This is a genomic window from Enterobacter mori LMG 25706, from assembly GCF_000211415.1.
Classification (GTDB): domain Bacteria; phylum Pseudomonadota; class Gammaproteobacteria; order Enterobacterales; family Enterobacteriaceae; genus Enterobacter; species Enterobacter mori.
Genome location: NZ_GL890776.1, coordinates 380,880 through 403,473, shown reverse-complemented (window position 1 = coordinate 403,473; position 22,594 = coordinate 380,880). Strand labels below are relative to the sequence as shown.

Here is a 22,594-nt window from a genome sequence, read left to right as displayed (position 1 = left end):
CCTGCACGCTGGCATCGCCGTCCTTCAGGCTGCCCAAATCGGCAGACGGTACGGTCGCCGTCCAGTTGCCGCTGGCATCGACCGTCGCGGTGTACGACTTGCCGCCGAAAGTGATGGTAACGGTCTGGTTTTCTTCCACATTGGTGGTCGAGCCGGACAGCACCAGGTCCGCGCCTTTCTCAGCCGCGTTGATTACGTCGTCCGAGGCAACCGGGTTAATACTGATAGCAACGGTCGCCAGATCCACCTTCACGTCGTGGCTGATGGAAACCGGATTGCCCGCCGCGCTCTGGCCTTCCACGGTCACGGTGACCGTGCCCGCATTCAGCGCGCTGACGTCTGCCGCCGGAATGGCCGCCGTCCATGTACCGTCCGCCAGCACGGTTGCGGCGTAGGTTTTGCCGTTAACGGTGACCGTCAACGCAGAGCCGCTCGCCAGCCCGTCGCTGGAACCGGTAATAATCAGGTTTTGCGCGTGCTCAATGCTGTTGATCACATCGTCGCCCGCCACGGTATCGACGCGCAGGCCCGGCAGGTTGGCATCAATAACGATTTCGCGCTCGCCGGTTCCGGTGTTGCCGTGGCCGTTGGTGACGCTGGCTGACACCGTCAGTTCGCCGTTACCGATGGCGGTTAAGATCGTGGACGGCACGTTGACCGACCAGCTCAGATCGTCCTGAACCGTCGCGGTATAGGTATTGCCGCCGACTGAAATAGTGACAGTGTCACCGCTCGCCGCACCGCTCACTTTGCCGCTCAGGATCTGCCCGGCAGCCACTTCCGCGGCGTTAATGACATCGTCCGTGGCGACAGGGTTGATGGTGACCTGCGGCAGCGCGCTGTCGACCAGCACGCTGTGGTCGGTGCTCGCGCTATTGCCTGCGATGTCGGTTACGCTCGCCGTCACTACATAGCTCGCTTCGCCCAGTGCAGAGACGTTTGCCGCCGGAACGGTGACGCTCCAGCTGCCGCTGGCGTCGGTGGGGGCCGTATAGCTGATACCGTTCAGGGTCACCGTAATGGTGGTTCCTTCCGGCTGGTTGCTGGTACCGGACACCAGCAGATCCTGGCCTTTCTCGGTCGCGTTGATCACGTCGTCAACCGCCAGGGTATTGATGGCGATCGTCGGCGCGGTCAGGGAGACGTCAAATTCATGCGTGGCGGTGCTGCTATTGCCGGCTTTATCGGTGAGGGTCGCAGAGATCGTCTGCTCGCCGTTTGCCAGCGCGCCCACGTCCGTCGCCGGAACGCCCACGCTCCAGCTGCCGGACGCATCCAGCATGGCGGTGTAGTCTTTGCCGTTCAGGTTCAGGGTAATCACGTCGCCCGCCTGCGCACCCGTCACCTTGCCGGAGACGATCAGCGCCTGGCCGTGCTCGGCAATATTCACGACGTCGTCGCCCGCAACGATGTTGAATGAAATCTGCGGTACGGTGGTGTCGACCAGCACCGAGGAGCCCGCGCTGGCCGGGTTGCCTGCCTTATCGGACACGGTCGCCGTTACCGCTGCGCTGCCGTCGGTGATGCCTGCCATATCCGCCGCCGGAACGTCGAGCGTCCAGCTGCCGTCCGCCTGCACCTGCGCGGTGTACTGATTGCCGTTGAAGGTCACGGTGACCGTCTGGCCTGCTTCGGCAGTAGAGGTGCCGCTCAGGGTCAGATCCTGCGCCGCCTCTGCCGCGTTCAGCATATTGTCATTGCTGATGGTGTTGATGGTCACCGTCGGCGCGGTGGTATCGACGCTGAATTCCTGCGCCGAAGACGCCGCGTTGCCGTTCACGTTGGTGACGCTGACCTGCACGCTGGCGTCGCCGTCTTTCAGGCCGCGCAAATCAGCTGACGGTACGGTCCAGGTCCAGTCGCCGTTGGTATCCACCGTCGTGGTATAGGTTTTACCCGCGAAGGTGATGGTCACGGTCTGACCCGCTTCAACGTTGGACGTGGTGCCGGAAAGCACCAGGTCCTGGCCTTTTTCCGCCGCGTTGAGCACGTTATCGTCGGTCACGCTGCTGATGGTGATGGCGACAGGCGCGAGATCGACGTCCACGACGGTCCCGATAGCCACCGGGTTGCCGGAGGCATCCTGCGCGCTTGCCTTGATATCCAGCGAACCGTCCGCCCACTGGGACACATCGGCCGCCGATACCGCCGCCTGCCAGGTGCCGTCCGCCAGTACCGTTGCCGAATAGGCTTTGCCGTTGATGGTCACGGTCACGGTGCTGCCCGCCGCCAGATCGGTGCTGGTACCAGACACAATCAGGTTCTGCGCGTGTTCAATCACGTTTATCACGTCGTCACCTGCGACGGTATCAATCCGCAGTCCCGGGAGCTGGGCGTCGATGTTGAAGTCGAGAGAAGAGGAGCCGGTATTGCCGTGCGCGTTGGTCACGCTGGCGGATACGGTGAGATCGCCGTTGCCGAGCGCGGTTAACTGGCTCTCGCTTAACGGCAGGCTCCAGGTCAGATCGTCCTGCACGGTAGCGGTGTAGGTCTGGCCGCCAAGGATAATAGTGACAGTGTCACCTGACACCGCGTTCGTCACCTTACCGGTCAGGGTTTGCCCTGCCGCCACTTCCGCTGCGTTAACGATATTGTCGCCCGCCAGGGTGTCGATCGTCACCACCGGCAGCGAGGTGTCTACCAGCACATCGTGTGAGGTTGAGGCGCTGTTGCCGACGTTATCCGTGACGCTCGCCGTCACGGTGTAATGGGCTTCTCCCAGCGCGCTAACGGCCGAGGCCGGTACGGTCACGCTCCAGTTACCGCTGGCGTCAGTAGTGGCGGTGTAATTGATGCCGTTCAGGTTAACGGTGACGCGTGTTCCTTCCGGCTGATTGCTGGTGCCGGAGAGCAGCAGATCTTCGCCCTTCTCGGTCGCGTTAATCACGTCGTCCGCCGCCAGCGTGCTGATGGCGATAACAGGCGTCACGGTATTCACCACCACATCCAGTGAATTGCTTCCGGTATTGCCGGATCGGTCGGTCACGGAGACGTCGATGGTCCAGGTGCCGTCCGTCAGCCCCTGCACGACAGACGCGGGCAGGCCAAGGCTCCAGTTCCCCGCCGCATCCACCACCGTGGTGTAATCGACGCTGTTAATGGTGACGGTCACCCGATCGCCCGCTGCCGCACCGGTGACGGAGCCGCTCAGGATCTGCGCCTGTGAATGGGCGAGCTGGTTAACGGTATTGGTGTCGGTGACAAAGTCGTTAATGGTCACCTGCGGTACGGTGGCGTCCACCAGTCCCACGCGATCGGCGCTGCTGCTGTTGCCCGCCACGTCGCTCACGGTTGCGGTCACGGTAACGATGCCATCCGTCAGGGCACCCACGTCAGCCGCAGGCACGCTCAGCTGCCACGTACCGTCCGCCTGAACCGTGGTCTGATACGTTTTGCCGTTCAGCGTCACGGTGACCGTCTGGCCCGCTTCCGCAGTGCTGGTACCGCTTAAGGCTAAATCCTGCTGCGCTTCAGCCGCATTGATGATGTTGTCGTCGGTCAGGTTATCGAGCGTAATGGCCGGTGGCTGCGTATCCACCGTGACCACGCGCGCGGCGTCCGCGCTGTTGCCGCTGACGTTAGTGACGCTGACGCTCACCTGCGCGCGCCCGTCGATCAGGGTTTCCATGGCGCTGGCCGGAACACTCAGGCTCCAGGAACCGTCCTGCTGCACCTGCGCGGTAAAGGTCTGGTCGGCGAATTTCACCACCACGGTCTGCCCCGCTTCCACGCCCTGCGTCTGGCCGGAAAGAGTTAAGTCCGCGCCTTTTTCCGCCGCGTTCAGCAGGTCGTCGCCGGAGACGGTATCAATGGTGACCGCCACGGCGTTCAGATCGAGTTCAATCGGGTGTTCAGCCGCAACGGTATTGCCCCAGGCATCTACCGCGCTGACGCTAACCGTCATGCCGCCCGCCGTCCAGGCCTGCAGGTCCGCCGCCGGAACGCCGATCTGCCAGTTGCCGCTGGCGTTAACCGCGGTGACGTACTCAACGTTGTTAATGGTGACGACAATCTGCGTCCCCGAAGCCAGATGGGTGCTGGAGCCGGTGACACTCAGATCCTGCTGCTGTTCAATGGCGTTGATCACGTCATCGCCGGAAATGGTGTTGACGCGCAGGCCCGGCAGCTCGGCGTTGATGTTGATATCACGCTCGCCGGTACCGGTGTTGCCGTGCGCGTTGGTGACGGAGGCGCTGAAGGTTAAATCGCCATCACCGAACGCCTGAAGATCCGCTGACGGGATTTTCACGCTCCAGGTCAGATCGCTGCCCACCGTCGCGGTGTAGCTCTTGCCGCCTACGGTGACAGAGACGGTATCGCCCGCCGCCGCGCCGCTAACGCGTCCGCTGAGGGTTTGATCGACGCCCGCTTCGGCGTTATTGACCAGGTTGTCGCCCGCAAACGTATTGATAATGACCTGCGGCAGCACGGTGTCCACCAGCAGATTCGCCTCGGCAGAGCCGCTGTTACCCACGCTGTCGGTGCCGCTGACGCTCACGGTATAAAGGGTGTTCGCCAGATTCAGCACGTCAGAAACCGGCACCTGAACCGTCCAGATACCGTTTTCAACCGTGGCCTGATAGTTAACGTTGTTTAACGTGACGGTGATGGCGCTGCCGTTCGGCAGGTTGCTGGTGCCGCTCAGGCTCAGGGGCTGCATGGCCTCCTGCGCGTTCAGAACGTTATTCTGGCTGATGGCGTCAATTGTGAATTCCGGCGGGTTGCCGCTCAGCATCACGCCGTGCGTCGCGCTGCCGGTGTTGCCCGCGGCATCAGTGACAGAGACAGAAATCGTGTGGCTGCCCTCACCGAGCGCGCCGATGACGGAGGCAGGCACACCGACGCTCCAGCTGCCGTCGGCAAGCACCACACCGGTGAAGGTCTGTCCGCCAACGGTCACGGTCACCACGTCGCCTGCCGCCGCGCCGCTTGCCTTCCCGGAAACGATCTGCGCCTGGCCCTGCTCGCTGGTGTTCAGAATGTCGTCACCTGCGACGGTGTTGATCGTCACAACGGGAGCGGCGGTATCAACCGTAAAATCGGCGGTGGTAGAAGAACCGTTACCCGCTTTGTCGCTGACGTTGACCGTGAGGGTGTGCCCGCCGTTAGCCATCGCCTGTACTTCACCGGCAGGAAGCGTGACGGACCAGGTGCCGTCACTGCCCACGGTCGCCGTGTGATTTTTACCGTTCAGCGTGACCGTCACAATCTGGCCCGCTTCCGCATCGGTTTTACCGCTGATCGTCAGCGGCTGATTATGTTCAGCGGCGTTAATGATATTGTCCTGCGCGATTGCATTCACGGAAAGCACAGGCGCAGCGGTATCGACGCCAATCGTCTGACTGCCGCTCACGATATTACCCGCCGCGTCTTTGCCGCTCACATTGACCGTCCAGGTGCCGTCGCCCAGCGCCTGCGCGTCTGCGGCAGGCACCTTCACGCTCCACGCGCCGTTTGCCCCGACTTCTGCGGTATAGGTTTTTCCGTTCAGCGTGACGGTCAGCGACGTTCCCTGCGCCAGGTTTTTGCTGGCCCCGGAAAGCGTGAAGCCCGCGGACTGTTCGCTGGCGTTGATCACGTTATCGCCCGCCGTGGTGGCGAGCGTCACGGCGGCCTCGGCCGTTGAGACGGTTACGGTGATGCTGCCCGCAGAGGTGGTTTTGCTGCCGTCGATCTGTACGACCGACCAGGTGTGCTCCCCGTCGGTCTGTGTCGGGAGTTTTACCGTCCAGGTGCCGTCCTTCGCGACCATGGCGCTGGCGATGGTGCTGCCGCCGCTGTCTTTAATCTGAATGGTCGCGCCCGGCTGCCCGGTACCGCTGAAGGTTGGGGTGTTGTCGTCCGTGATCTCTTTTGCACTCAGCACGCCCTGCTTGTCACCCGCGTTATCCGTCAGCAAAAAGGTCGGCGTGGCGCTCTCAACCTCTTTGGTATTATCAATCAGTTTCGTTTTTGTTTCGCCGTCACCGCCGTGAGCCAGCAGCGCCCCAATGGCACCGCCGCCTAACGCCGCGCCCGCAATCCAGCCCCACGGTGCATCGCTTAATACGCTTTCCTGCTCCAGGAAAGGCTCAATGCTGCTAATGGGTGCGGCCTGCGCGGTTAATTCCGTCGCGGCCATGCCTGACGCTTCCCCGGCATCGGCAAAAGAAATATGAGTCAGTTCCTGATTATCGTTGAACACCAGCTCTGACTGATTATGCGTTTCTGGATCTTCGACAAAATAGTTATTGCAGCGGATCACGCTGCCATCTTTCATATAAATCAGGAGGTCTTTCCCCTGGCGGACATAACGCACCACATCCTGAGCAGAACCCTGGATTTCAATCACGCTCGGCGATGAAATGGATACCGACAGATTTCCTTCGCCGGTTAATTTCGTTTTCTCCGCCGTTTTGCGAATGATGACATCAACAACTTTTACGTTACTCATATTCTTCTCCTTGCAGGTGTACGGATTCCTGTGGATATGTCCACCAGACGGATGTAGCTATCCCTGGGAAAAAACACCCATTATTGTCAGACTTATTTCGCGCAGAAAGGCGCGTCTTTTATTAACTCAAATCGGGTAATTTTGCGGCAGCGTTTTTCTCTATTCCGATAAGCGGCATCAAATTATCCACCGCAGAAGCGTAGTTAATCGCCGAACTCCAGCCGTCATATTCAGCCATTATTTTTGCGGAGGTGGCGGCCCAGACATCCTGTTCAACGCTGAGCAAATCGTTAATGCTCCGCTTGCTCAGGGTATATTCATTTTTATAGACATCGCGGGCGCGCAGGGCATTTTCCAACTGCTGTTTTCCGGCCTCCATTCTTCCCCGGGCGCCGGTCCAGTCAGCCTGCGCGACGGAGGCTTTTTGCAGGACATCAAAACGTGCCTGGTCGACCTGAGAGGAGGCCATAGCACGCGCCCCTTCAGCCTGACGCACGCGTGCGGAAACCGCGCCGCCCTGATAAAGCGGTGCGTCTATATTGAGCTGGATTTGGTCGTCCCAGTAAGAACGGTTGTCCGACTCATAGCGCGTACGTCCTCCCTTCAGGCTCAGGGTTGGCCAGTGCTGCGATTTTGCTGTTTCAACACCATACTGGGCCGAGCGTTCCATGTTCTGCGCGGCCAACACCGTCGGTATCAACGAATAATCAATGCGGTTGAGGGAATCCGGCTCAACGGCAAGGTTCGCAGGGACAGGCGAATAGGTCTCAGCCTGCAGACCTGTGAGCACAGCGAGCCTTGCGCGGGCGCTGTTTAAGGCGGCGTTATACTGCGCCACGGTCGCCTGCATACCGGCAATGCGCGTGCGGGTCTGGAGTTCATCGGAGGTGGAACTCACGCCTGCATCCGCACGCAATTTCGCCAACTGCTCAACGTTTTTGAGCGCCTGGACGTTGTCTTTGGCAGCCTGTAAGAGATCGGAATAGCGTTTAACCTCCACGTAGCCGAGCGCCGTCTTTTCCGCCACGTCAGAGAGCGTGCTCATCAGCTGGTAGCGGTAGCTATCGCGCTGGGCTGAGGACTGGCTGATGCTGTTATTCGTCTTACCGAAATCGTACAACAGCTGCGTCAGGCTCACCCCCCAGGCCGCAGAATTCTTCAGCGATCCGCTTGAGTCGGTGGTCTGGCTATGCCCCGTACTGCCGTTCAGCGATATTTGCGGCATCCAGCCGCTGCGCGCCTCATCTATTTGTGCCTGACCAATACCTAATTGTGCGGCCTGCTGGCTAATAGACGGATCGCGATCGATAGCAAATAAAATGCTTTCTTTTAAGGTTATCGCCGCCACCGGGGCCATCTGCGTTTGGCCACTATTGGCGTACGCCATATTCATTGCGAGCGTAATTAATACGATTGTCGGTGTAAATTTGAGTGAAACTTTCTTTGGCAATACCGTCATTTTTATCTCCCTGACTCTGAGTGATACTTAAGCAATTACCCAAAAAGAGGTATAGATAATTAGACAAATATCTTCTTTAACTTCCTCACTGAATTTCGGGCAAAACTCCCCCGCATCCATTTCCATTGGAGATGAGATTGTTTCTTCTTATTTCGTATAAGAATTTACTTATTTTTTTACTGGTTTGGAGCATAACAAAATGCGTTATAGGCAACTACACCCTCAATGTTAATGTGGTGTTACAAATAAGAAAAAACATGCAGGTTCTGGACAAAATGCGAAAAGTGGCCTTTCAAATGAAACATAAAAACCCACTGTTATTTAAAGAAAATTCCTAATTTCGTTTGTGTACATTTTTGCGTTAATTTCCTTATGACTCAGACACAAAGATTTTCAAAGAAGTGTCAATTTAGGTAATCAGCCCAGCTCGCTCAGTATTAAAATCCACATAATAAGAAATCACCAAAGTAAAAAACTAATTAATTCAATATAAACGTAATTTAATGCCAATTAATGGTTATGTATTGGTTATATCCCCCAAACAGTCAAATAAAACATAACGATAACATCGTGGTCACTATTCCAAACGCCTTGATGATATTCGCTTAATAAAATTTCAATAGTTACGCATCTAAACTATCAGGTTTTCTTCCTGTTTTCGGCCAAACGTTCTCTTCCCTCCGCTCAGAAATGCTGTATTATGCGATTTATTGCGACATTTTGCAGGATTATCCCGTCATGCATAAAACTGCCCGTCAGAAGTACGTGCTCGATCTCATCATCGAGCAAGGCCAGGCCAGCATTACCGAGCTTGCTGAGAAACTGCAGGTTTCCGCAGATACCATTCGTCGCGACCTGACCGACCTGGAAAAACAGGGTCTGGCACAAAAGAACCACGGCGGTGCGATTGCGCTCGATCTCTCAGGCATGAATCGCCAGGGCAGAAATACCTTACTGCCTGAAACAAAACAGCGGCTAGGTAAAGCGGTGGCGCAGCGCGTGCCGACCGGTTCCACGCTGTTTCTCGATGCCGGAAGCACGGTGATGGCCGTCGCCACTTTCCTTCAGGGCCCCCTGAAAGTGATCACCACCTCACTGGATATCGCCCAACATTTCAGTGACCGGGACGATATCGAGCTGATCCTGCTCGGCGGACAGTGGGACCAAAAGCAGCGCCTGTTCGCCGGAAGCGCCACCCTGTCCCTGCTGTCCCGCTATCGCGCGGATATCGCCATTCTCGGGGCGTGTGCTATCCACGCGCAGCTTGGCTTAAGCGCGAGCAAAGAAGCGGATGCGGACGTTAAGCGGGCCATGCTCGCGGCAAGCCATGAGCACTGGATCGTCGCGGACCATATGAAATTAAACCACTGTGAACCCTGGCTGGTCGCCGGGGTAAGCGAAATTCATCAACTGTTTATAGACAGGCCCTGGGCTGAGCTTGGGGATACCGGCGCATTGCAGGTCACGGTTTGCGCGGAATAACGTGGAGAAGGTCATGAATAAAGCTAAGACAATTAATATTGCGCTGATCGGGTACGGATTTGTGGGTAAGACGTTCCACGCCCCGCTGATCCAGTCCATCGAAGGGTTAACGCTTGCGGTCGTCTCTTCCCGTGATGAAGAGAAAGTGAAACGCGATCTGCCGAACGTACTGGTGGTCGCTACCCCGGAAGAAGCCATTCAACACCCGGATGTCGATCTGGTGGTGATTGCCTCCCCTAATGCCACCCACGCGCCGCTGGCAGCGCTTGCCCTCAACGCTGGCAAGCACGTGGTGGTGGATAAGCCATTCACTCTCGACATGCAGGAAGCCCGCGAGCTCATTGCCCTGGCGGATGAGAAACAGAGTCTGCTCTCCGTCTTCCACAACCGCCGCTGGGACAGTGATTTCATCGGCATTAAGCAGGTGATTGAGGAAGGCCGCCTCGGCAAGGTGAAACTGTTTGAGTCACACATTGACCGCTTCCGCCCGGAAGTGCGCGTGCGCTGGAGAGAGCAAAACGTTCCGGGCAGCGGCCTGTGGTTTGACCTTGGACCGCATCTGATCGACCAGACGCTGCAGCTTTTCGGGCTGCCACAGTCGGTTCAGGGCAATATCGCCACCCTGCGCGACGGCGCTGAAATTAACGACTGGGCGCACGTGGTCCTGAATTACCCTGAACATAAGGTGATTCTGCACGCCAGCATGCTGGTGGCTGGCGGTACGTCACGCTTTACCGTTCACGGCGATAAAGCCAGCGTGGTGAAGGCACGTATCGATCAGCAGGAAGCACAGCTTCTGGCGGGTGTTATTCCGGGCAGCGAAAGCTGGGGCGAAGACAGCGACGATATGGTGCTGTTTGATGCCGCCGGAGACGCGACACGCCTGAAAACGCCGAAAGGCGATCAGCGTCAGTATTACATTAACGTGCGTGATGCGCTGACGGGCACAATCGGGAACCCGGTTCATCCGGTTGAAGCACTGGCGGTGATGGCGGTGCTGGAAGCGGCGGTGAGGTCATCTGAAACAGGGTCAACCCAGACGCTGGAATTGACAGCTGAAGAGCGGTCTCTGCTGCGTTAAAAACAAGCCGGGTGGCGCTGCGCTTACCCGGCCTACGATACAGCGCTGTTTGTAGGCCCGTGCAAGCGTAGCGCCGCCGGGCAATAATCTGGCTACAGGCGTTTTTTAGGCATCATGCGCAGCAGCGTATTATCTTTCCAGAAATAGTGATGCATCAGCGCCGCTGCCGCGTGCAGGCCAATCACGAAATACCCCAGGTTGGCCAGCGTGACGTGCCACGCCTTCAGCGCGTCTACCAGGTCAAAATTCCCTTCCGCCGCATGCGGCATCGTCATGCCAAAGGCGAACCAGTCATTCCCGCGGTTGTACATCATCACGATACCGATCAGCGGCAACGCAATGAACAGCAGGTAAACGATCAGATGCCCCAGATGCGACATGCCGGTGATCATCGGTTTCGGCTTAGGCTGAATGGGCGGCGCCGGGTATTTAAGACGAATAAGCAGGCGCGCCACCATCAGCACGAGAATGGAGATCCCACAGGAGACGTGAATCATGTTAATCAGTGGGCGATCGGTACGCGGAAAAAAGCCCCTGAATTCCATGGCGCAGTAAGCCACGATAACTAACAGAAACACCAGCCAGTGAATACCGATTTGCAGGCCTGTATATTTAGTGCGCATGTGATTTCCTGATGAATGACAAATACAGCGCCAACATAATCCGCTTTCCTTAAAAATTCATTAAGTTTTCTGTATGGATTTTCAAATACTTCCCCGCGCATGAAGCATCTTCAATTGCCGCCCTGCCCGTCATGGTCTAAGCCTGGATGAGTTCAAACTGTCGCATCGACACGTTTACAGGAGAACACCATGAGTAAAATTGGCATTAACGGATTTGGACGCATCGGACGCCTTGTACTTCGTCGCCTTCTTGAAACCCAGGACAGCAACACCGTCGTCGCCATCAACGACCTCACCTCGCCCAAAGTGCTGGCCTATCTGCTGAGGCATGACTCAAACTACGGTGGCTTCCCATGGAGCGTGGATTTCACCGAAGACGCGCTGATTGTGGATGGAAAAACGATCGCGGTTTACGCCGAAAAAGAGGCCAAACATATTCCGTGGAAAACCGCAGGCGTGGATATCGTCGTGGAATGCACCGGTTTTTATACCTCTGAAGAGAAATCCAGAGCGCATCTGGACGCGGGTGCCAAAAAGGTGCTGATTTCCGCGCCTGCGGGTGAGATGAAAACCATTGTGTTTAACGTGAACGACGACACCATTGACGCCAGTGATACCATCATCTCCGTCGCCTCCTGCACCACCAACTGCCTCGCCCCGCTGGCAAAAGCCCTGCACGACGCCTTTGAAATAAAAGTCGGTACCATGACCACCATTCACGCCTATACCGGTACGCAAGCGCTGGTGGATGGCCCACGGGGGAAAGATCTTCGTGCCTCGCGCGCGGCGGCAGAGAACATCATTCCCCACACTACGGGTGCCGCAAAAGCCATTGGTCTGGTGATCCCGGCACTCAGCGGCAAGCTGAAGGGCCACGCCCAGCGCGTGCCGGTGAAAACGGGTTCGGTGACCGAGCTGGTGGCGATTCTGGGCAAGAAAGTGACCGTTGAGGAGATCAATGCCGCGTTGAAAAAAGCGACCCAGGGCAATAAATCCTTCGGCTATACCGACGAAGAGATTGTGTCGTCGGATGTGATCGGCTCGCACTATGGTTCGGTGTTTGACGCCACGCAGACTGAAGTTACCGAAGCCGGGGATGTACAGCTGGTGAAAGCCGTAGCCTGGTATGACAACGAGTACGGTTTCGTGACGCAGCTGGTGCGTACCCTCGATAAATACGCAAAACTGTAATCGCCATGACGGATGGTGATGCCATCCGTCAAAATGCATACCCTGCGCTATTCTTATTAATCAACGTTTTTTGAGAATAAAATTATTCACTGAGCTTCTGAATTATTTGTTAATCATCATTAGAACTTCTAAAATCAACTTTTAAATATAGTTGCTTTAACTTTATAAACCACCCCAATAATATAATCACAGGACAGGCAATCACGCCCGTCACGATAAAAACCTCTCTTTATATTGTTAAGGAACAACAATGAAAAAAGTAATTTTGGCTTCGTTAATTGCACTGGCCAGCGCTTCCGCTTTCGCAGAACCTACCGCTGTATTAAAAGTACACGGAACACTGACCAACTCAGCCTGCTCGCCTTCTATCGGTAATGGAGGGGTTGTCGATTACGGTTATATTCGTCTTGGCGAATTATCCGCCACCTCGAATAACAAACTGGGTCAGAAACAGGTTCCGGTGACCATTACCTGTTCAGCGCCAACCAAAGTGGGTTTTACCATTCTTGATAACCGCGGCGACAGCAATGCGCAGCTGCCGGTTGATATTGGTGGTAACTTGAACCAGTCGGTGAAGTATTATACCTACGGCGTGGGCACCACGACCGAAGGCGTAAAAATTGGTAACTACGGTATGTGGATGACAGACGTTATGGCGGATGGCAATGCTGTAGATTCTGTTGCCAACAACCACGACTGGTCTGCAACCACCTGGAAAAAAACCGGCATTCCACGTAGCGATGCGTTCTCCACCGTCTCCTTCGCTCAAACGGGAACAGTGGATCCGATTGCCATTACCGCGGCTAACTTTAACTTTGTCACCAACCTGACGATTCGAGATACGTCTACGCTGGCAATTACCGACGATACCCCTCTCGACGGTCAGGCCACCATGACGCTGGTTTACCTGTAAATACATCCCTTGCTTATACCGGTTCAGCTATCGCCTGAACCGGTACTTTTACCTCAATTATATTCACACAACAAATAAAGGGGGCTTCTTTTATTTGTCACTTGAGCACGTCTTTATTTTTTCTACAAAACACATTCAATTTTAATAAATATACGAAAAACGTAATAATAAATATTATTTCCGCCAGCTGGGTATGGATACCTTCGCGGCGTTCATTTACCCGCCCACCTGAATTACATTCACACAAAGGAAAATCAAGGATGAAAAAAATCATTCTGGCTACGGCCATCGCCCTTAGCACCACTTCAGCGTTTGCAGCAGACACTGCTGTTATGAAAGTGGCAGGAACATTAACCAACTCAGCCTGCACGGCCGAGCTGGGTAACGGCGGCATTGTTGATTACGGTTATATTCGCCTTGGCGAATTATCCGATACATCAAACAATAAACTCGGTCAAAAACAGATCCCGGTTACAATTAACTGCACCGCACCAACCAAAGTTGGTTTCACCATCATGGATAACCGCGGCGATAGCAATGCCCAGCTTCCGGTTGATATCGGTGGCAATATGAACCAGACGGCTAAATATTACACCTATGGTGTCGGCATGACGAACGACGGGAAAAAAATTGGTAACTACGGCATGTGGATGACGGATACCACCGTCGACGGCAAGTCGGTTGACAGTGTTGCGAACAACCACGACTGGTCTTCAACCACCTGGAAAAAAACCGGTATTCCACGTAGCGATGCGTACCAGACCGTCGCCTTTGCTGAAACCGGCACCACCACCCCAATGGCCATCACCACGGCTAGCTTTAACTTCGTGACTAACCTGGTGATTTGGGATACTTCCACCCTGGCCATTACCGACGATACCGCGCTGGACGGCCAGAACACCATGACGCTGGTTTATCTGTAATCGTTTACGCTTTATGCATACCGGGCCAGCGGTTAACGCTGGCCCGGTATTTTTTATACCTGTAAATAGACTACCTGGGTCTGAAGATATTCATTCAGACCATGCTTACCGTCTGCTCCACCGATCCCTGACTTGCGCCAGCCGGCATGGAAGCCCTGCATGGCTTCAAAGTTTTCGCGGTTGATATAGGTTTCGCCGAATTTCAGTCCCTTGATGGCCTTCATCGCCACGTTAAGATCCTGGGTATAGATCGAGGAGGTCAACCCGTAGTCGCTGTCGTTGGCCATCTTCAGCGCCTCTTCCAGCGTGTCAAACGCCACGACGGGCAGAACCGGACCGAAGGTCTCCTCGTGCATAATAGTCATCTCCTGGCGTACATCCAGCAACAGCGTTGGAGGATAAAAATAGCCTTTCCCCTGGGCTGCTTTTCCCCCGAGGACCACTTTTGCCCCTTCCTGTACCGCTTGCGCCACCTTCTGCTCCACGCGCTCAAGCGCGGCGGCGTTAATCAACGGCCCCATCGCAATATCAGTGCGTTCTGCGGGATTACCAAACTGCACGGCCTTCATCGCCTCGCCCAGACGGTTGACGAAACGGTCGTAAATGCCTTTTTGCACGTAGACGCGTTCCGCGCAGTTGCAGACCTGCCCGGTGTTGATCACGCGGGAATCCACTATCGCTTTCACCGCCAGTTCCAAATCCGCATCGTCCATCACGATAGCGGGCGCTTTACCCCCCAGCTCCAGCGCCACTTTGGTGATGTTTCTCGCCGCGGCGGCCATGATCTTTTCACCCGCCCCGACGCTGCCGGTCATGCTGACCATCGCCACCTTCGGGTTGCCCGCCAGCTCCTGGCCCACGGTTTCACCGCGTCCCAGCACCAGGTTGAAGACCCCTTTAGGCAGACCGATCGCATCAACGATTTTGGCGAACGCGATGGCGTTGTTTGGCGTGAACTCGCTCGGTTTTATCACGATGGTATTGCCGGTAATCAGCGCTGGCGCGAGCTTGCGGGCAATCAGGAAGAACGGAAAGTTCCACGGCAAGATCCCGGTGGTCACGCCCAGGGCGCGTTTAAAGACCAGGATATTCTCCCCCGGACGGTCGCTCTGGACAATTTCGCCTTCGTAGCGGCGCGCCCATTCGGCCATATAGTCGATGTAGTCTGCGGTAAAGTTCACTTCAACTTCTGCCAGCTGCTGGATTTTGCCGCCTTCTTCCACAATCAGCGCGCTGATTTCACTGACGCGCTCGCGGATACCCGCAGAGATTTTGCGCAGCCAGCCGGCGCGTTCGATGGCGGGTAAAGCTTCCCAGTCAGGCTGGGCACGCTCAGCGGCGTCGATGGCTTTGCGCGCATCTTCAGCACGACCATCGGGAATACGGGAAATGACCTCTTCTGTGGCCGGGTTGATCACATCAATCCAGGCATCACCCTGCCAGGCAACAAACTGTCCATCAATATACATAGGATGTTGTACGGGTACCGTCATGACCTGCTCCTGTAATTACACTGTTTTTGACAAGTAAATGCATTGTTAAAAACTATAATTCCAGGGACGATTTCCTATCCTATGAGGCTGTTTTTGTGAGATATCTCAAAAAAGAAACGGGTCAGCCAATCTCTACAATCACAAACCGGCAACATTAAATGCCCGTTTGCGTAAAGCCTGGCGCAAACGGGCAGAGAGCTACAGCAGAGAACGGCTGACCAGCGCGTCGGTGAGGATGGCGTCATTACGCAGAAGGGTCCACGCATTCTCCACCTCGTCAGGAATGTCCACGTGCACAATGAAGTCACGCCCCGCCGGGCCGTAGCCGTTAATGTCGTCCCGCAGGCGCGGCAGTTCCCCCAGCACCAGCGACAGATAGCGTTCCACCGGCCAGAGCCCTTCGCTGGCGCCGCTAAATGCCAGGCCGTCTTCACTGTTTTGCAGCACCGGCGTCACGCCGGGATGGCTAATCCACTCCGGCGAAACGGCCTCGTCCCGGCAAACGCGAGCAAAGGTCGCCATCGTGCGGCGCTGCATGGTCGGGTCCTGTACCACGAGGACGCGCCCGGCGTTCAGACCCTTTTGCTTCATCATATGCCAGCTAAACCGGGCGTTCTCACCGCAGTTCGTTGACTGATCGTCTATCAGGATTTTGTCTGCCGGAATATTCCAGAACTCACGTGCGATATCGGCGAGGATTGCCGCCTCCGCCCGTCCGGTGGTGGGAAGGGTGTTATAACGCGGATGTTTCGCCACCGCGGCATACAGGAAGGTGGTTGAGTGCCCGATACCGCCGCTGATCAGCAGGGGGATGGCCTGTTCGGCCGCGATCTTACAGGCGGCATCGATTGTAGGGATGACCGCATTCCCTGCCAGGATCACGGCATCAACAGGCTGACTGCGGCGATCGTCCTGCGCAAGCCACGAGCCGACGGTGTTGACGGCATTAAGCGTCGAGCCGGGTAGAGAAGGAAAAAGTGCCAGTGTCATCGTTACCTCCTTACAGCGTTTACGTTCAGAGTACTGCACGCGTCACGGCTGAACAGGGGATCACTCCTAAAGCCAAAACGCCTGTCACTCTGCATTTTCTGGTATTTTTTTGAAATAACCAGAAACATCCAAAAACAATTGGGTTGCACCTGCATGTTATGCTTTTGATTATCCGGCATACAAAACATCATGCCAGTCAAACCGCATGTCAAAGCACCAGTCGCTGCTAATTTCACCGTGATCTGACCAGTATAGCCCGCCCCTTGCTTGCCAAACGCCCTATCCAACCCTAAGTTGCTTAACAATTTCATAACCTTTTCATTACTGCGGGTTGCACCTGAAGCGCGCCAGGTGACACCGCGTTCATCCTCTCTGTGGCGGAGCTTCAGATCATGACACAACATGAAAGTACAACGACGGTTTTACGCAAAAACAAAAAGGTTTTAATTGCCAGCCTCACCGGCAGCTCCATTGAATGGTTTGACTATTTTCTCTATGGCACCGCCGCCGCGCTGGTGTTTAACAAAATTTTCTTCCCGATGGTCGACCCGGTTATCGGGCTGATCCTCTCTTATCTCTCGTTCTCGCTGACCTTTTTTATCCGCCCCATTGGCGGTGTTCTCTTCGCCCACATCGGGGATCGTATCGGGCGCAAAAAAACGCTGGTGCTGACGCTGTCATTAATGGGAGGTGCAACCGTCACGATCGGCCTGCTCCCCACCTACGACATGATTGGCATGTGGGCACCCGCCCTGCTGATCCTGATGCGCATCATTCAGGGCATGGGCATTGGCGGTGAATGGGGCGGCGCGCTGCTGCTGGCCTACGAATATGCTCCTGAAAAACGCAAAGGCTTTTTCGGCAGCATTCCGCAGGCGGGCGTCACCATCGGCATGCTGATGGCGACCTTTATTGTCTCGCTGATGACACTGTTCAGTGAGGAAGATTTCCTCTCCTGGGGATGGCGCATCCCGTTCCTGCTCAGCTCAATTCTGGTCTTGATCGGGCTGTGGATCCGTAAGGACATCGACGAGACGCCTGATTTCCAGAAAGTAAAACAATCGGGCCAGGTGGCGAAAGCGCCCCTGCGCGATACCCTGAAACACCACTGGCGTGAAGTGTTAATTGCCGCCGGTCTGAAGGTGGTAGAAACCGCGCCGTTCTACATCTTCTCGACGTTTGTGGTGAGCTATGCCACCACCACGCTGACGTACCAAAAATCTCAGGCGCTGGAAGCCGTGACCCTGGGCGCGCTGGTTGCCACCATTATGATCCCGTTGATGGGTCTGCTCTCCGATAAAATAGGTCGTCAGCGCATGTATGCGGTCAGCGTCTTCGTGCTCGGCTTGTTTATCGTCCCGTGGTTTATGCTGCTCAATACCGGCACGACCTGGGGCATTGTCCTCGCCACCGTCATCGCGTTTGGCGTGCTCTGGGCGCCGGTAACGGCAGTACTCGGCACTCTGTGCTCTGAAATTTTCAGTGCCAACGTGCGCTACACCGGCATCACCCTCGGGTATCAGCTGGGGGCCGCGCTGGCAGGCGGAACCGCCCCGCTGATCGCCACCGGTCTGCTGGCGAAATACGACGGCGACTGGGTGCCGGTAGCCTGGTATCTGGCGGTGACGGTCGTTATCTCGCTGATCGCCATTTTCTGCGCCAGCCGGGTCAAACCAACACCCGCCGTCCAGGCGCAACCTGACCACATCTGAATGTCCAGCGGCCCTCCCGGGCCGCTCTTTTTGTTCAAGCGTCCCCTCAACATTTGATTAACATGCGATAATCATATTCACTTGAATTATGATTTGCGTCAGACGTAGAATCATTAGCCCTCTAATCATTACATTTTTTCTAAGGTAAACAACGTTATGCGCCTGCCCGAACGCGATCCTTATGCTCCTCGCGAGTGGCAGCCACATGAGAAGCCCGCCCTGCTGGGTTCCCCCTCCACCCCGGAACACCCTACGCCAAAGCGGATCGCTTACGGCGTTGTCGGCCTGCTGGTCTGTCTGACCGGGGCGCTGGGTAACGCGGTCGTCACCGCCAATCTGCAAAACCTTCAGGGTACGTTTGGCGCCTGGTCAACTGAAATCGCCTGGCTGCCCGCCGTGTACGTGATGACCAACGTTTCCATCAACCTGCTGCTGGTGAAATTCCGTCAGCAGTACGGTCTGCGCGCCTTTACGGAAGGTTTTCTGGTGCTGTATGTGCTGGTGACCTTTTTCCACCTGTTCGTTAACGATCTCAGCTCCGCGCTGATGGTGCGTGCCGCCCACGGCATGGTCGCTGCGGCGCTGAGCTCACTCGGTATTTACTACCAGATCCAGGCGTGGCCCGCGAAGCATCGCCTGAAAGCGCTGACGATTGGCATTACCGGCTCGTCACTGGCAATCCCGCTGGCGCGCCTGTTTTCTACGGAACTGTTGCAGCTTGACGAGTGGCGCGGGCTTTACTTCTTCGAACTGGGTCTGGCCCTGATCTCGCTTGCCTGCGTGATGGCGCTGAAGCTGCCGCCGGGTGACAGGCGAAAAGTGTTCGAGAAAAAAGATTTCATCACCTTCTTTTTGCTGGCGCCCGGCGTGGCGCTGCTGTGCGCAGTTCTGTCCCTGGGCCGTCTGGACTGGTGGTTCGAAGCCCCCTGGATCGGCTGGTCGCTGGCGCTCTCGCTGGTGCTGATTGTCTCCGCCATTGTGTTCGAACATAACCGCAGCAACCCGCTGCTGAACACCCGCTGGCTTTCGAGCGGCAGCATCGTCCGTTTAGGGCTGATCATGCTACTGATCCGCATCGTGCTGGCCGAGCAAAACACCGGGGTCATCGGCTGGCTGCAGTACGTGGGGTTACAGAACGAGCAGATGACCCACCTGGCGTGGTCCATTTTCGCCGGGATTGTCTGCGGGATCGTCACCAGTTGCCTTACCATCAAGCCGACAAAACTGGCGTGGCCAATCATCACCTCTCTGGCGCTGATGATTATCGCCTCGCTGCTGGACAGCCAGTCCAACAGCCTGACCCGGCCGGATCAGCTGATGTTAAGCCAGTTCCTGCTCGGCTTCGGCAGCGCCTTCTTCCTGGCGCCCGCGATGCTGGCAGCCATCGGTGGGGTCATCGCCGACCCGCGCAATCTGGTCAGCTTCTCGGTGATGTTTGGCATGAGCCAGAACATTGGCGGCCTGCTGGGTTCCGCTATTCTCGGCACCTTTCAGACCTGGCGCGAGAAGTACCACTCCAGCCTGCTGGCCGACCAGCTCACCACGCTGAACCCGCTGGTGAATGAACGCATTCAGGCTTACACCCAGATGTACCAGAGCCTGATCGGCGACAGCGCGCTTTTGGGGACGCAGGCGATAACGCAGCTGCAAACGGTCACCGCGCTGGAGGCGAATATTCTGGCTTACAACGATACTTACCTGCTGACGGCCAGCATCGCTGCCGCCACCCTGGTCTGGATTTTATGGCGCCTATTGCGCCTGCGCATCACTGCCCGTATGGCGCTGAAGAACGCCACCGGCAACAAATAATTGAACTATTTCTGGAGAGTTTATGAGTCAGCAGGATGCCGCCAAAGCGCAGGCCAACACCCGCAAAAATGTGCGCATTGTTTCCGTATTCACCGCAGCCGCCATCGGTATTGTCGGCGTGCTGGTGATCCTGTACGCGTGGCAGCTGCCGCCGTTCACCCGCCACGCACAGTTTACCGACAACGCCTACGTGCGCGGCCAGACGACGTTTATCAGCCCCCAGGTGAATGGCTATATCACCGAGGTGAACGTTCAGGACTTTGTGCAGGTTAAAAAAGGCGAGGTGCTGTTTCAGATCGACGATCGTATTTATCGACAGCGCGTTCATCAGGCCAAGGCGCAGCTGGCGATGAAAATTGCCGCCCTGAACAACAACCTGCAGCAGCGTAAAAGTGCCGAAGCGACGATCGCCAAAAACGACGCGGCGCTGAAAAATGCCCGCGCCCAGAGCCTGAAAACGCAGGCAGATTTAAAGCGCGTGAAAGATCTGACGGCAGACGGTTCCCTTTCCATTCGCGAGCGCGATGCGGCGCTCGCCAGCGCGGCTCAGGGCAGCGCTGATATCGACCAGGCCAAAGCGACGCTTGAGATGTCTCGTCAGGATCTGCAGACGGTCATCGTCAACCGTGGTGCGCTGGAGGCGGATGTTGAAAACGCGAAAGCAGCGCTGGAGCTGGCGCAAATTGATCTGCAAAACACCCGCATTATCGCCCCGCGCGACGGTCAGCTCGGCCAGATTGCCGTACGTCTGGGCGCTTATGTCACCGCCGGGACGCATCTCACCACGCTGGTTCCGCCGCAGCACTGGGTGATCGCCAATATCAAAGAGACGCAGCTGGCGGAGCTACGCGTCGGACAGCCGGTAAAATTCACCGTCGATGCCCTGAACGACAAAGCGTATCAGGGCCGCGTGGAGAGTATCTCACCGGCGACGGGTGTGGAGTTCAGCGCCATCACGCCGGATAACGCCACGGGTAATTTTGTTAAAATCGCGCAGCGTATTCCGGTGCGCATTGAAGTGCTCGGTAAACCGGAAGAGTACAAGCTGCTGCGCCCCGGCATGTCGGTGCAGGTGACGATTGATACGCGGGAGGCGAAGCAATGATCCTTCGCCCACTAGCCAGCCTGGTCGTGGCGGTGATGCTGGCCGGATGCCAGTCGGTTGACGTTGAACCTGCAACATCGTCACTAGAGATCCCCGCCCAGTGGCGCGCCGATTCCGGCCCTGCCAGCCTGGCGGAACAGCTCTGGTGGCGAAATTTCCACGACAACAACCTGAACCGCTACGTGGACCAGGCGCTGAAAAACAACAGCGATGTCCTGATTGCCCGCGAGCGGATTAATGAGTATCAGGCGCGAGTTTATGCTGCGGACGGCAGCCTGTTCCCGTCCCTTGATGCGGGCGTAACGGGCACGCGCGCCCGCTCACAGTCTGCCGCGACCGGGCTGCCGGTCTACGGGACGTTGTACAAAGGGAGTCTGACCGCCAGCTACGACGTTGATATCTGGGGCGTCAACCGCAGCACCGCCAATGCCGCCGAGGCGTCGCTGGAGGCGCAAAAAGCCGCTGCCGTCGCCGCAGATTTAACCGTTGCGTCGTCGGTAGCTGCCGGGTATGTCACCCTTCTCTCGCTTGATGAACAGCTGCGCGTCACCGAGTCCACCCTCAAGTCGCGCGAAGAGGCGTTCAATCTCGCTAAACGCCAGTTTGAGACGGGCTACAGCTCGCGTCTGGAGCTCATGCAGTCCGACTCAGAACTGCGCTCTACACGGGCGCAGGTTCCACTCTTGCAGCATCAAATTACGCAACAGGAAAACGCGCTAAGCCTGCTGCTCGGGAGCAATCCAGGCGATGTGGCCCGCAGTGAAAACTTCGACTTACTGACGCCGCTGAAGCTGCCGTCACAGCTACCATCCACGCTGTTAAATCGCCGCCCGGACATCGTTCAGGCTGAACGTCAGCTGGTGGCGGCAGACGCGACGCTTGCCGCGTCACGCGCCAGCCTGCTGCCGTCGATCAACCTGACCGCAACCGGATCGGTCCAGGATCGCACCCTGTCAGGCTTACTGGATAACCCACTCCAGCTGTGGAGCGTTGGCGGCAGTATTCTTGCGCCGCTGCTGAACCGTCAGGCGCTGAATGCGCAGGTGGATATTTCCCAGTCCCAGCGTAATCAGGCGCTATACAGCTACGAAAAAACCGTGCGTAACGCGTTTGCTGAGGTGAATGACAGCCTTGATGCCATTACGCGCTATCAGGAACAGCTGACGGAGCTGCTTGCCCAGCAGGATGTGGCGCAGGAGACGCTGCGCATTGCGCAGAATCGCTATCGCAACGGTTATTCATCTTATCTGGACGTGCTGGACGCGCAGCGTACATTGTTCTCAGTGCAGACCAGCGTGGTACAGGTGAAAAATAACCTGCTGCTGGCGCAAATTGATTTATATAAAGCGCTGGGTGGCGGCTGGGTCAGTGCCTGAAAAC

Annotated in this window: 15 protein-coding genes and 1 pseudogene; 9 read left to right on the top strand and 7 right to left on the bottom strand. The window is 56.5% G+C overall.

The genetic code is table 11. The annotated features are described in order from the left end of the window. The 3 genes and pseudogenes from ENTMO_RS26575 to ENTMO_RS0111805 all read right to left on the bottom strand — a co-directional run. On the bottom strand, nt 1-5,866 hold a 5,866-nt coding region (locus tag ENTMO_RS26575), incomplete at its 3' end, for an Ig-like domain-containing protein (protein WP_458860951.1). 222 nt (nt 5,867-6,088) lie between these two features. After that, nucleotides 6,089-6,433, bottom strand: a pseudogene (locus ENTMO_RS27020) (BapA/Bap/LapF family prefix-like domain-containing protein); the annotation flags it as partial. Between the two features lie 121 nt (nt 6,434-6,554). Next, the gene (locus ENTMO_RS0111805) at nt 6,555-7,892 is read right to left on the bottom strand and encodes a TolC family outer membrane protein (protein ID WP_010430918.1); all 1,338 of its coding nucleotides are present in this window, start codon (nt 7,890-7,892) and stop codon (nt 6,555-6,557) included. Between the two features lie 738 nt (nt 7,893-8,630). Between ENTMO_RS0111805 and ENTMO_RS0111795 the strand changes: the two genes are divergently transcribed. After that, nucleotides 8,631-9,374 (top strand): DeoR/GlpR family DNA-binding transcription regulator, encoded by a 744-nt coding sequence (locus ENTMO_RS0111795; RefSeq protein WP_010430917.1) that lies wholly within the window; start codon nt 8,631-8,633, stop codon nt 9,372-9,374. 13 nt (nt 9,375-9,387) lie between these two features. Continuing rightward, entirely contained in the window at nt 9,388-10,455 is a 1,068-nt protein-coding gene (locus tag ENTMO_RS0111790) for an oxidoreductase (RefSeq protein WP_010430915.1), read from the top strand. Nucleotides 10,456-10,547: 92 nt separating this feature from the next. Here the strand turns inward: ENTMO_RS0111790 and cybB are convergent, their stop codons facing one another. After that, nucleotides 10,548-11,078 carry a cytochrome b561 gene (cybB, locus tag ENTMO_RS0111785; protein ID WP_010430913.1) on the bottom strand — a complete coding sequence of 177 codons (531 nt, stop codon included), beginning with the start codon at nt 11,076-11,078 and terminating at the stop codon, nt 10,548-10,550. Nucleotides 11,079-11,267: 189 nt separating this feature from the next. Between cybB and gap the strand changes: the two genes are divergently transcribed. The 3 genes from gap to ENTMO_RS0111770 all read left to right on the top strand — a co-directional run bounded on the left by gap (nt 11,268) and on the right by ENTMO_RS0111770 (nt 14,105). Further along, on the top strand, nt 11,268-12,269 hold the full coding sequence (gene gap / locus ENTMO_RS0111780) for a type I glyceraldehyde-3-phosphate dehydrogenase (RefSeq protein WP_010430912.1): 1,002 nt from the start codon (nt 11,268-11,270) through the stop codon (nt 12,267-12,269). A 250-nt stretch (nt 12,270-12,519) separates the two neighbouring features. Continuing rightward, nucleotides 12,520-13,182: a DUF1120 domain-containing protein gene (locus tag ENTMO_RS0111775; protein WP_010430910.1), complete on the top strand. Its 663-nt coding sequence runs from the start codon at nt 12,520-12,522 to the stop codon at nt 13,180-13,182. A 260-nt stretch (nt 13,183-13,442) separates the two neighbouring features. Beyond that, the gene (locus ENTMO_RS0111770) at nt 13,443-14,105 is read left to right on the top strand and encodes a DUF1120 domain-containing protein (RefSeq protein ID WP_010430908.1); all 663 of its coding nucleotides are present in this window, start codon (nt 13,443-13,445) and stop codon (nt 14,103-14,105) included. 53 nt (nt 14,106-14,158) lie between these two features. Here the strand turns inward: ENTMO_RS0111770 and aldA are convergent, their stop codons facing one another. The 3 genes from aldA to ENTMO_RS0111755 all read right to left on the bottom strand — a co-directional run bounded on the left by aldA (nt 14,159) and on the right by ENTMO_RS0111755 (nt 16,899). Continuing rightward, a complete protein-coding gene (gene aldA / locus ENTMO_RS0111765) occupies nt 14,159-15,598 on the bottom strand; it encodes an aldehyde dehydrogenase (protein WP_010430906.1) in 1,440 nt (479 codons plus the stop codon). Nucleotides 15,599-15,796: 198 nt separating this feature from the next. Next, on the bottom strand, nt 15,797-16,588 hold the full coding sequence (locus ENTMO_RS0111760; protein ID WP_010430904.1) for a YdcF family protein: 792 nt from the start codon (nt 16,586-16,588) through the stop codon (nt 15,797-15,799). 2 nt (nt 16,589-16,590) lie between these two features. Beyond that, entirely contained in the window at nt 16,591-16,899 is a 309-nt protein-coding gene (locus ENTMO_RS0111755; protein ID WP_010430901.1) for a hypothetical protein, read from the bottom strand. 81 nt (nt 16,900-16,980) lie between these two features. On the opposite strand from ENTMO_RS0111755, the gene ENTMO_RS0111750 reads away from it, so the two are divergent. From ENTMO_RS0111750 to ENTMO_RS0111735, 4 genes are all read left to right on the top strand, one after another. Next, nucleotides 16,981-18,300 carry an MFS transporter gene (locus ENTMO_RS0111750; protein WP_010430899.1) on the top strand — a complete coding sequence of 440 codons (1,320 nt, stop codon included), beginning with the start codon at nt 16,981-16,983 and terminating at the stop codon, nt 18,298-18,300. 156 nt (nt 18,301-18,456) lie between these two features. Further along, complete coding sequence (locus ENTMO_RS0111745) at nt 18,457-20,109, top strand: MFS transporter (protein WP_010430896.1); 1,653 nt, start codon at nt 18,457-18,459, stop codon at nt 20,107-20,109. Between the two features lie 22 nt (nt 20,110-20,131). Next, nucleotides 20,132-21,214, top strand: a complete 1,083-nt coding sequence (locus ENTMO_RS0111740; RefSeq protein ID WP_010430893.1) for an HlyD family secretion protein — start codon at nt 20,132-20,134, stop codon at nt 21,212-21,214. After that, nucleotides 21,211-22,590, top strand: a complete 1,380-nt coding sequence (locus ENTMO_RS0111735; protein WP_010430890.1) for an efflux transporter outer membrane subunit — start codon at nt 21,211-21,213, stop codon at nt 22,588-22,590. Before ENTMO_RS0111740 ends, ENTMO_RS0111735 begins: the two co-directional genes overlap by 4 nt. The last annotated feature ends 4 nt before the right edge of the window (nt 22,591-22,594 follow it).

What these genes read in the sequence shown, in the direction of transcription:
- ENTMO_RS0111755 (WP_010430901.1), bottom strand. Translation starts at nt 16,899, where the DNA reads ATGAAATTGTTAAGCAACTTAGGGTTGGATAGGGCGTTTGGCAAGCAA.
- gap (WP_010430912.1), top strand. Translation starts at nt 11,268, where the DNA reads ATGAGTAAAATTGGCATTAACGGATTTGGACGCATCGGACGCCTTGTA.
- aldA (WP_010430906.1), bottom strand. Translation starts at nt 15,598, where the DNA reads ATGACGGTACCCGTACAACATCCTATGTATATTGATGGACAGTTTGTT.
- ENTMO_RS0111740 (WP_010430893.1), top strand. Translation starts at nt 20,132, where the DNA reads ATGAGTCAGCAGGATGCCGCCAAAGCGCAGGCCAACACCCGCAAAAAT.
- cybB (WP_010430913.1), bottom strand. Translation starts at nt 11,078, where the DNA reads ATGCGCACTAAATATACAGGCCTGCAAATCGGTATTCACTGGCTGGTG.
- ENTMO_RS0111735 (WP_010430890.1), top strand. Translation starts at nt 21,211, where the DNA reads ATGATCCTTCGCCCACTAGCCAGCCTGGTCGTGGCGGTGATGCTGGCC.
- ENTMO_RS0111805 (WP_010430918.1), bottom strand. Translation starts at nt 7,892, where the DNA reads ATGACGGTATTGCCAAAGAAAGTTTCACTCAAATTTACACCGACAATC.
- ENTMO_RS0111770 (WP_010430908.1), top strand. Translation starts at nt 13,443, where the DNA reads ATGAAAAAAATCATTCTGGCTACGGCCATCGCCCTTAGCACCACTTCA.
- ENTMO_RS0111745 (WP_010430896.1), top strand. Translation starts at nt 18,457, where the DNA reads ATGCGCCTGCCCGAACGCGATCCTTATGCTCCTCGCGAGTGGCAGCCA.
- ENTMO_RS0111760 (WP_010430904.1), bottom strand. Translation starts at nt 16,588, where the DNA reads ATGACACTGGCACTTTTTCCTTCTCTACCCGGCTCGACGCTTAATGCC.
- ENTMO_RS0111790 (WP_010430915.1), top strand. Translation starts at nt 9,388, where the DNA reads ATGAATAAAGCTAAGACAATTAATATTGCGCTGATCGGGTACGGATTT.
- ENTMO_RS0111795 (WP_010430917.1), top strand. Translation starts at nt 8,631, where the DNA reads ATGCATAAAACTGCCCGTCAGAAGTACGTGCTCGATCTCATCATCGAG.
- ENTMO_RS0111750 (WP_010430899.1), top strand. Translation starts at nt 16,981, where the DNA reads ATGACACAACATGAAAGTACAACGACGGTTTTACGCAAAAACAAAAAG.
- ENTMO_RS0111775 (WP_010430910.1), top strand. Translation starts at nt 12,520, where the DNA reads ATGAAAAAAGTAATTTTGGCTTCGTTAATTGCACTGGCCAGCGCTTCC.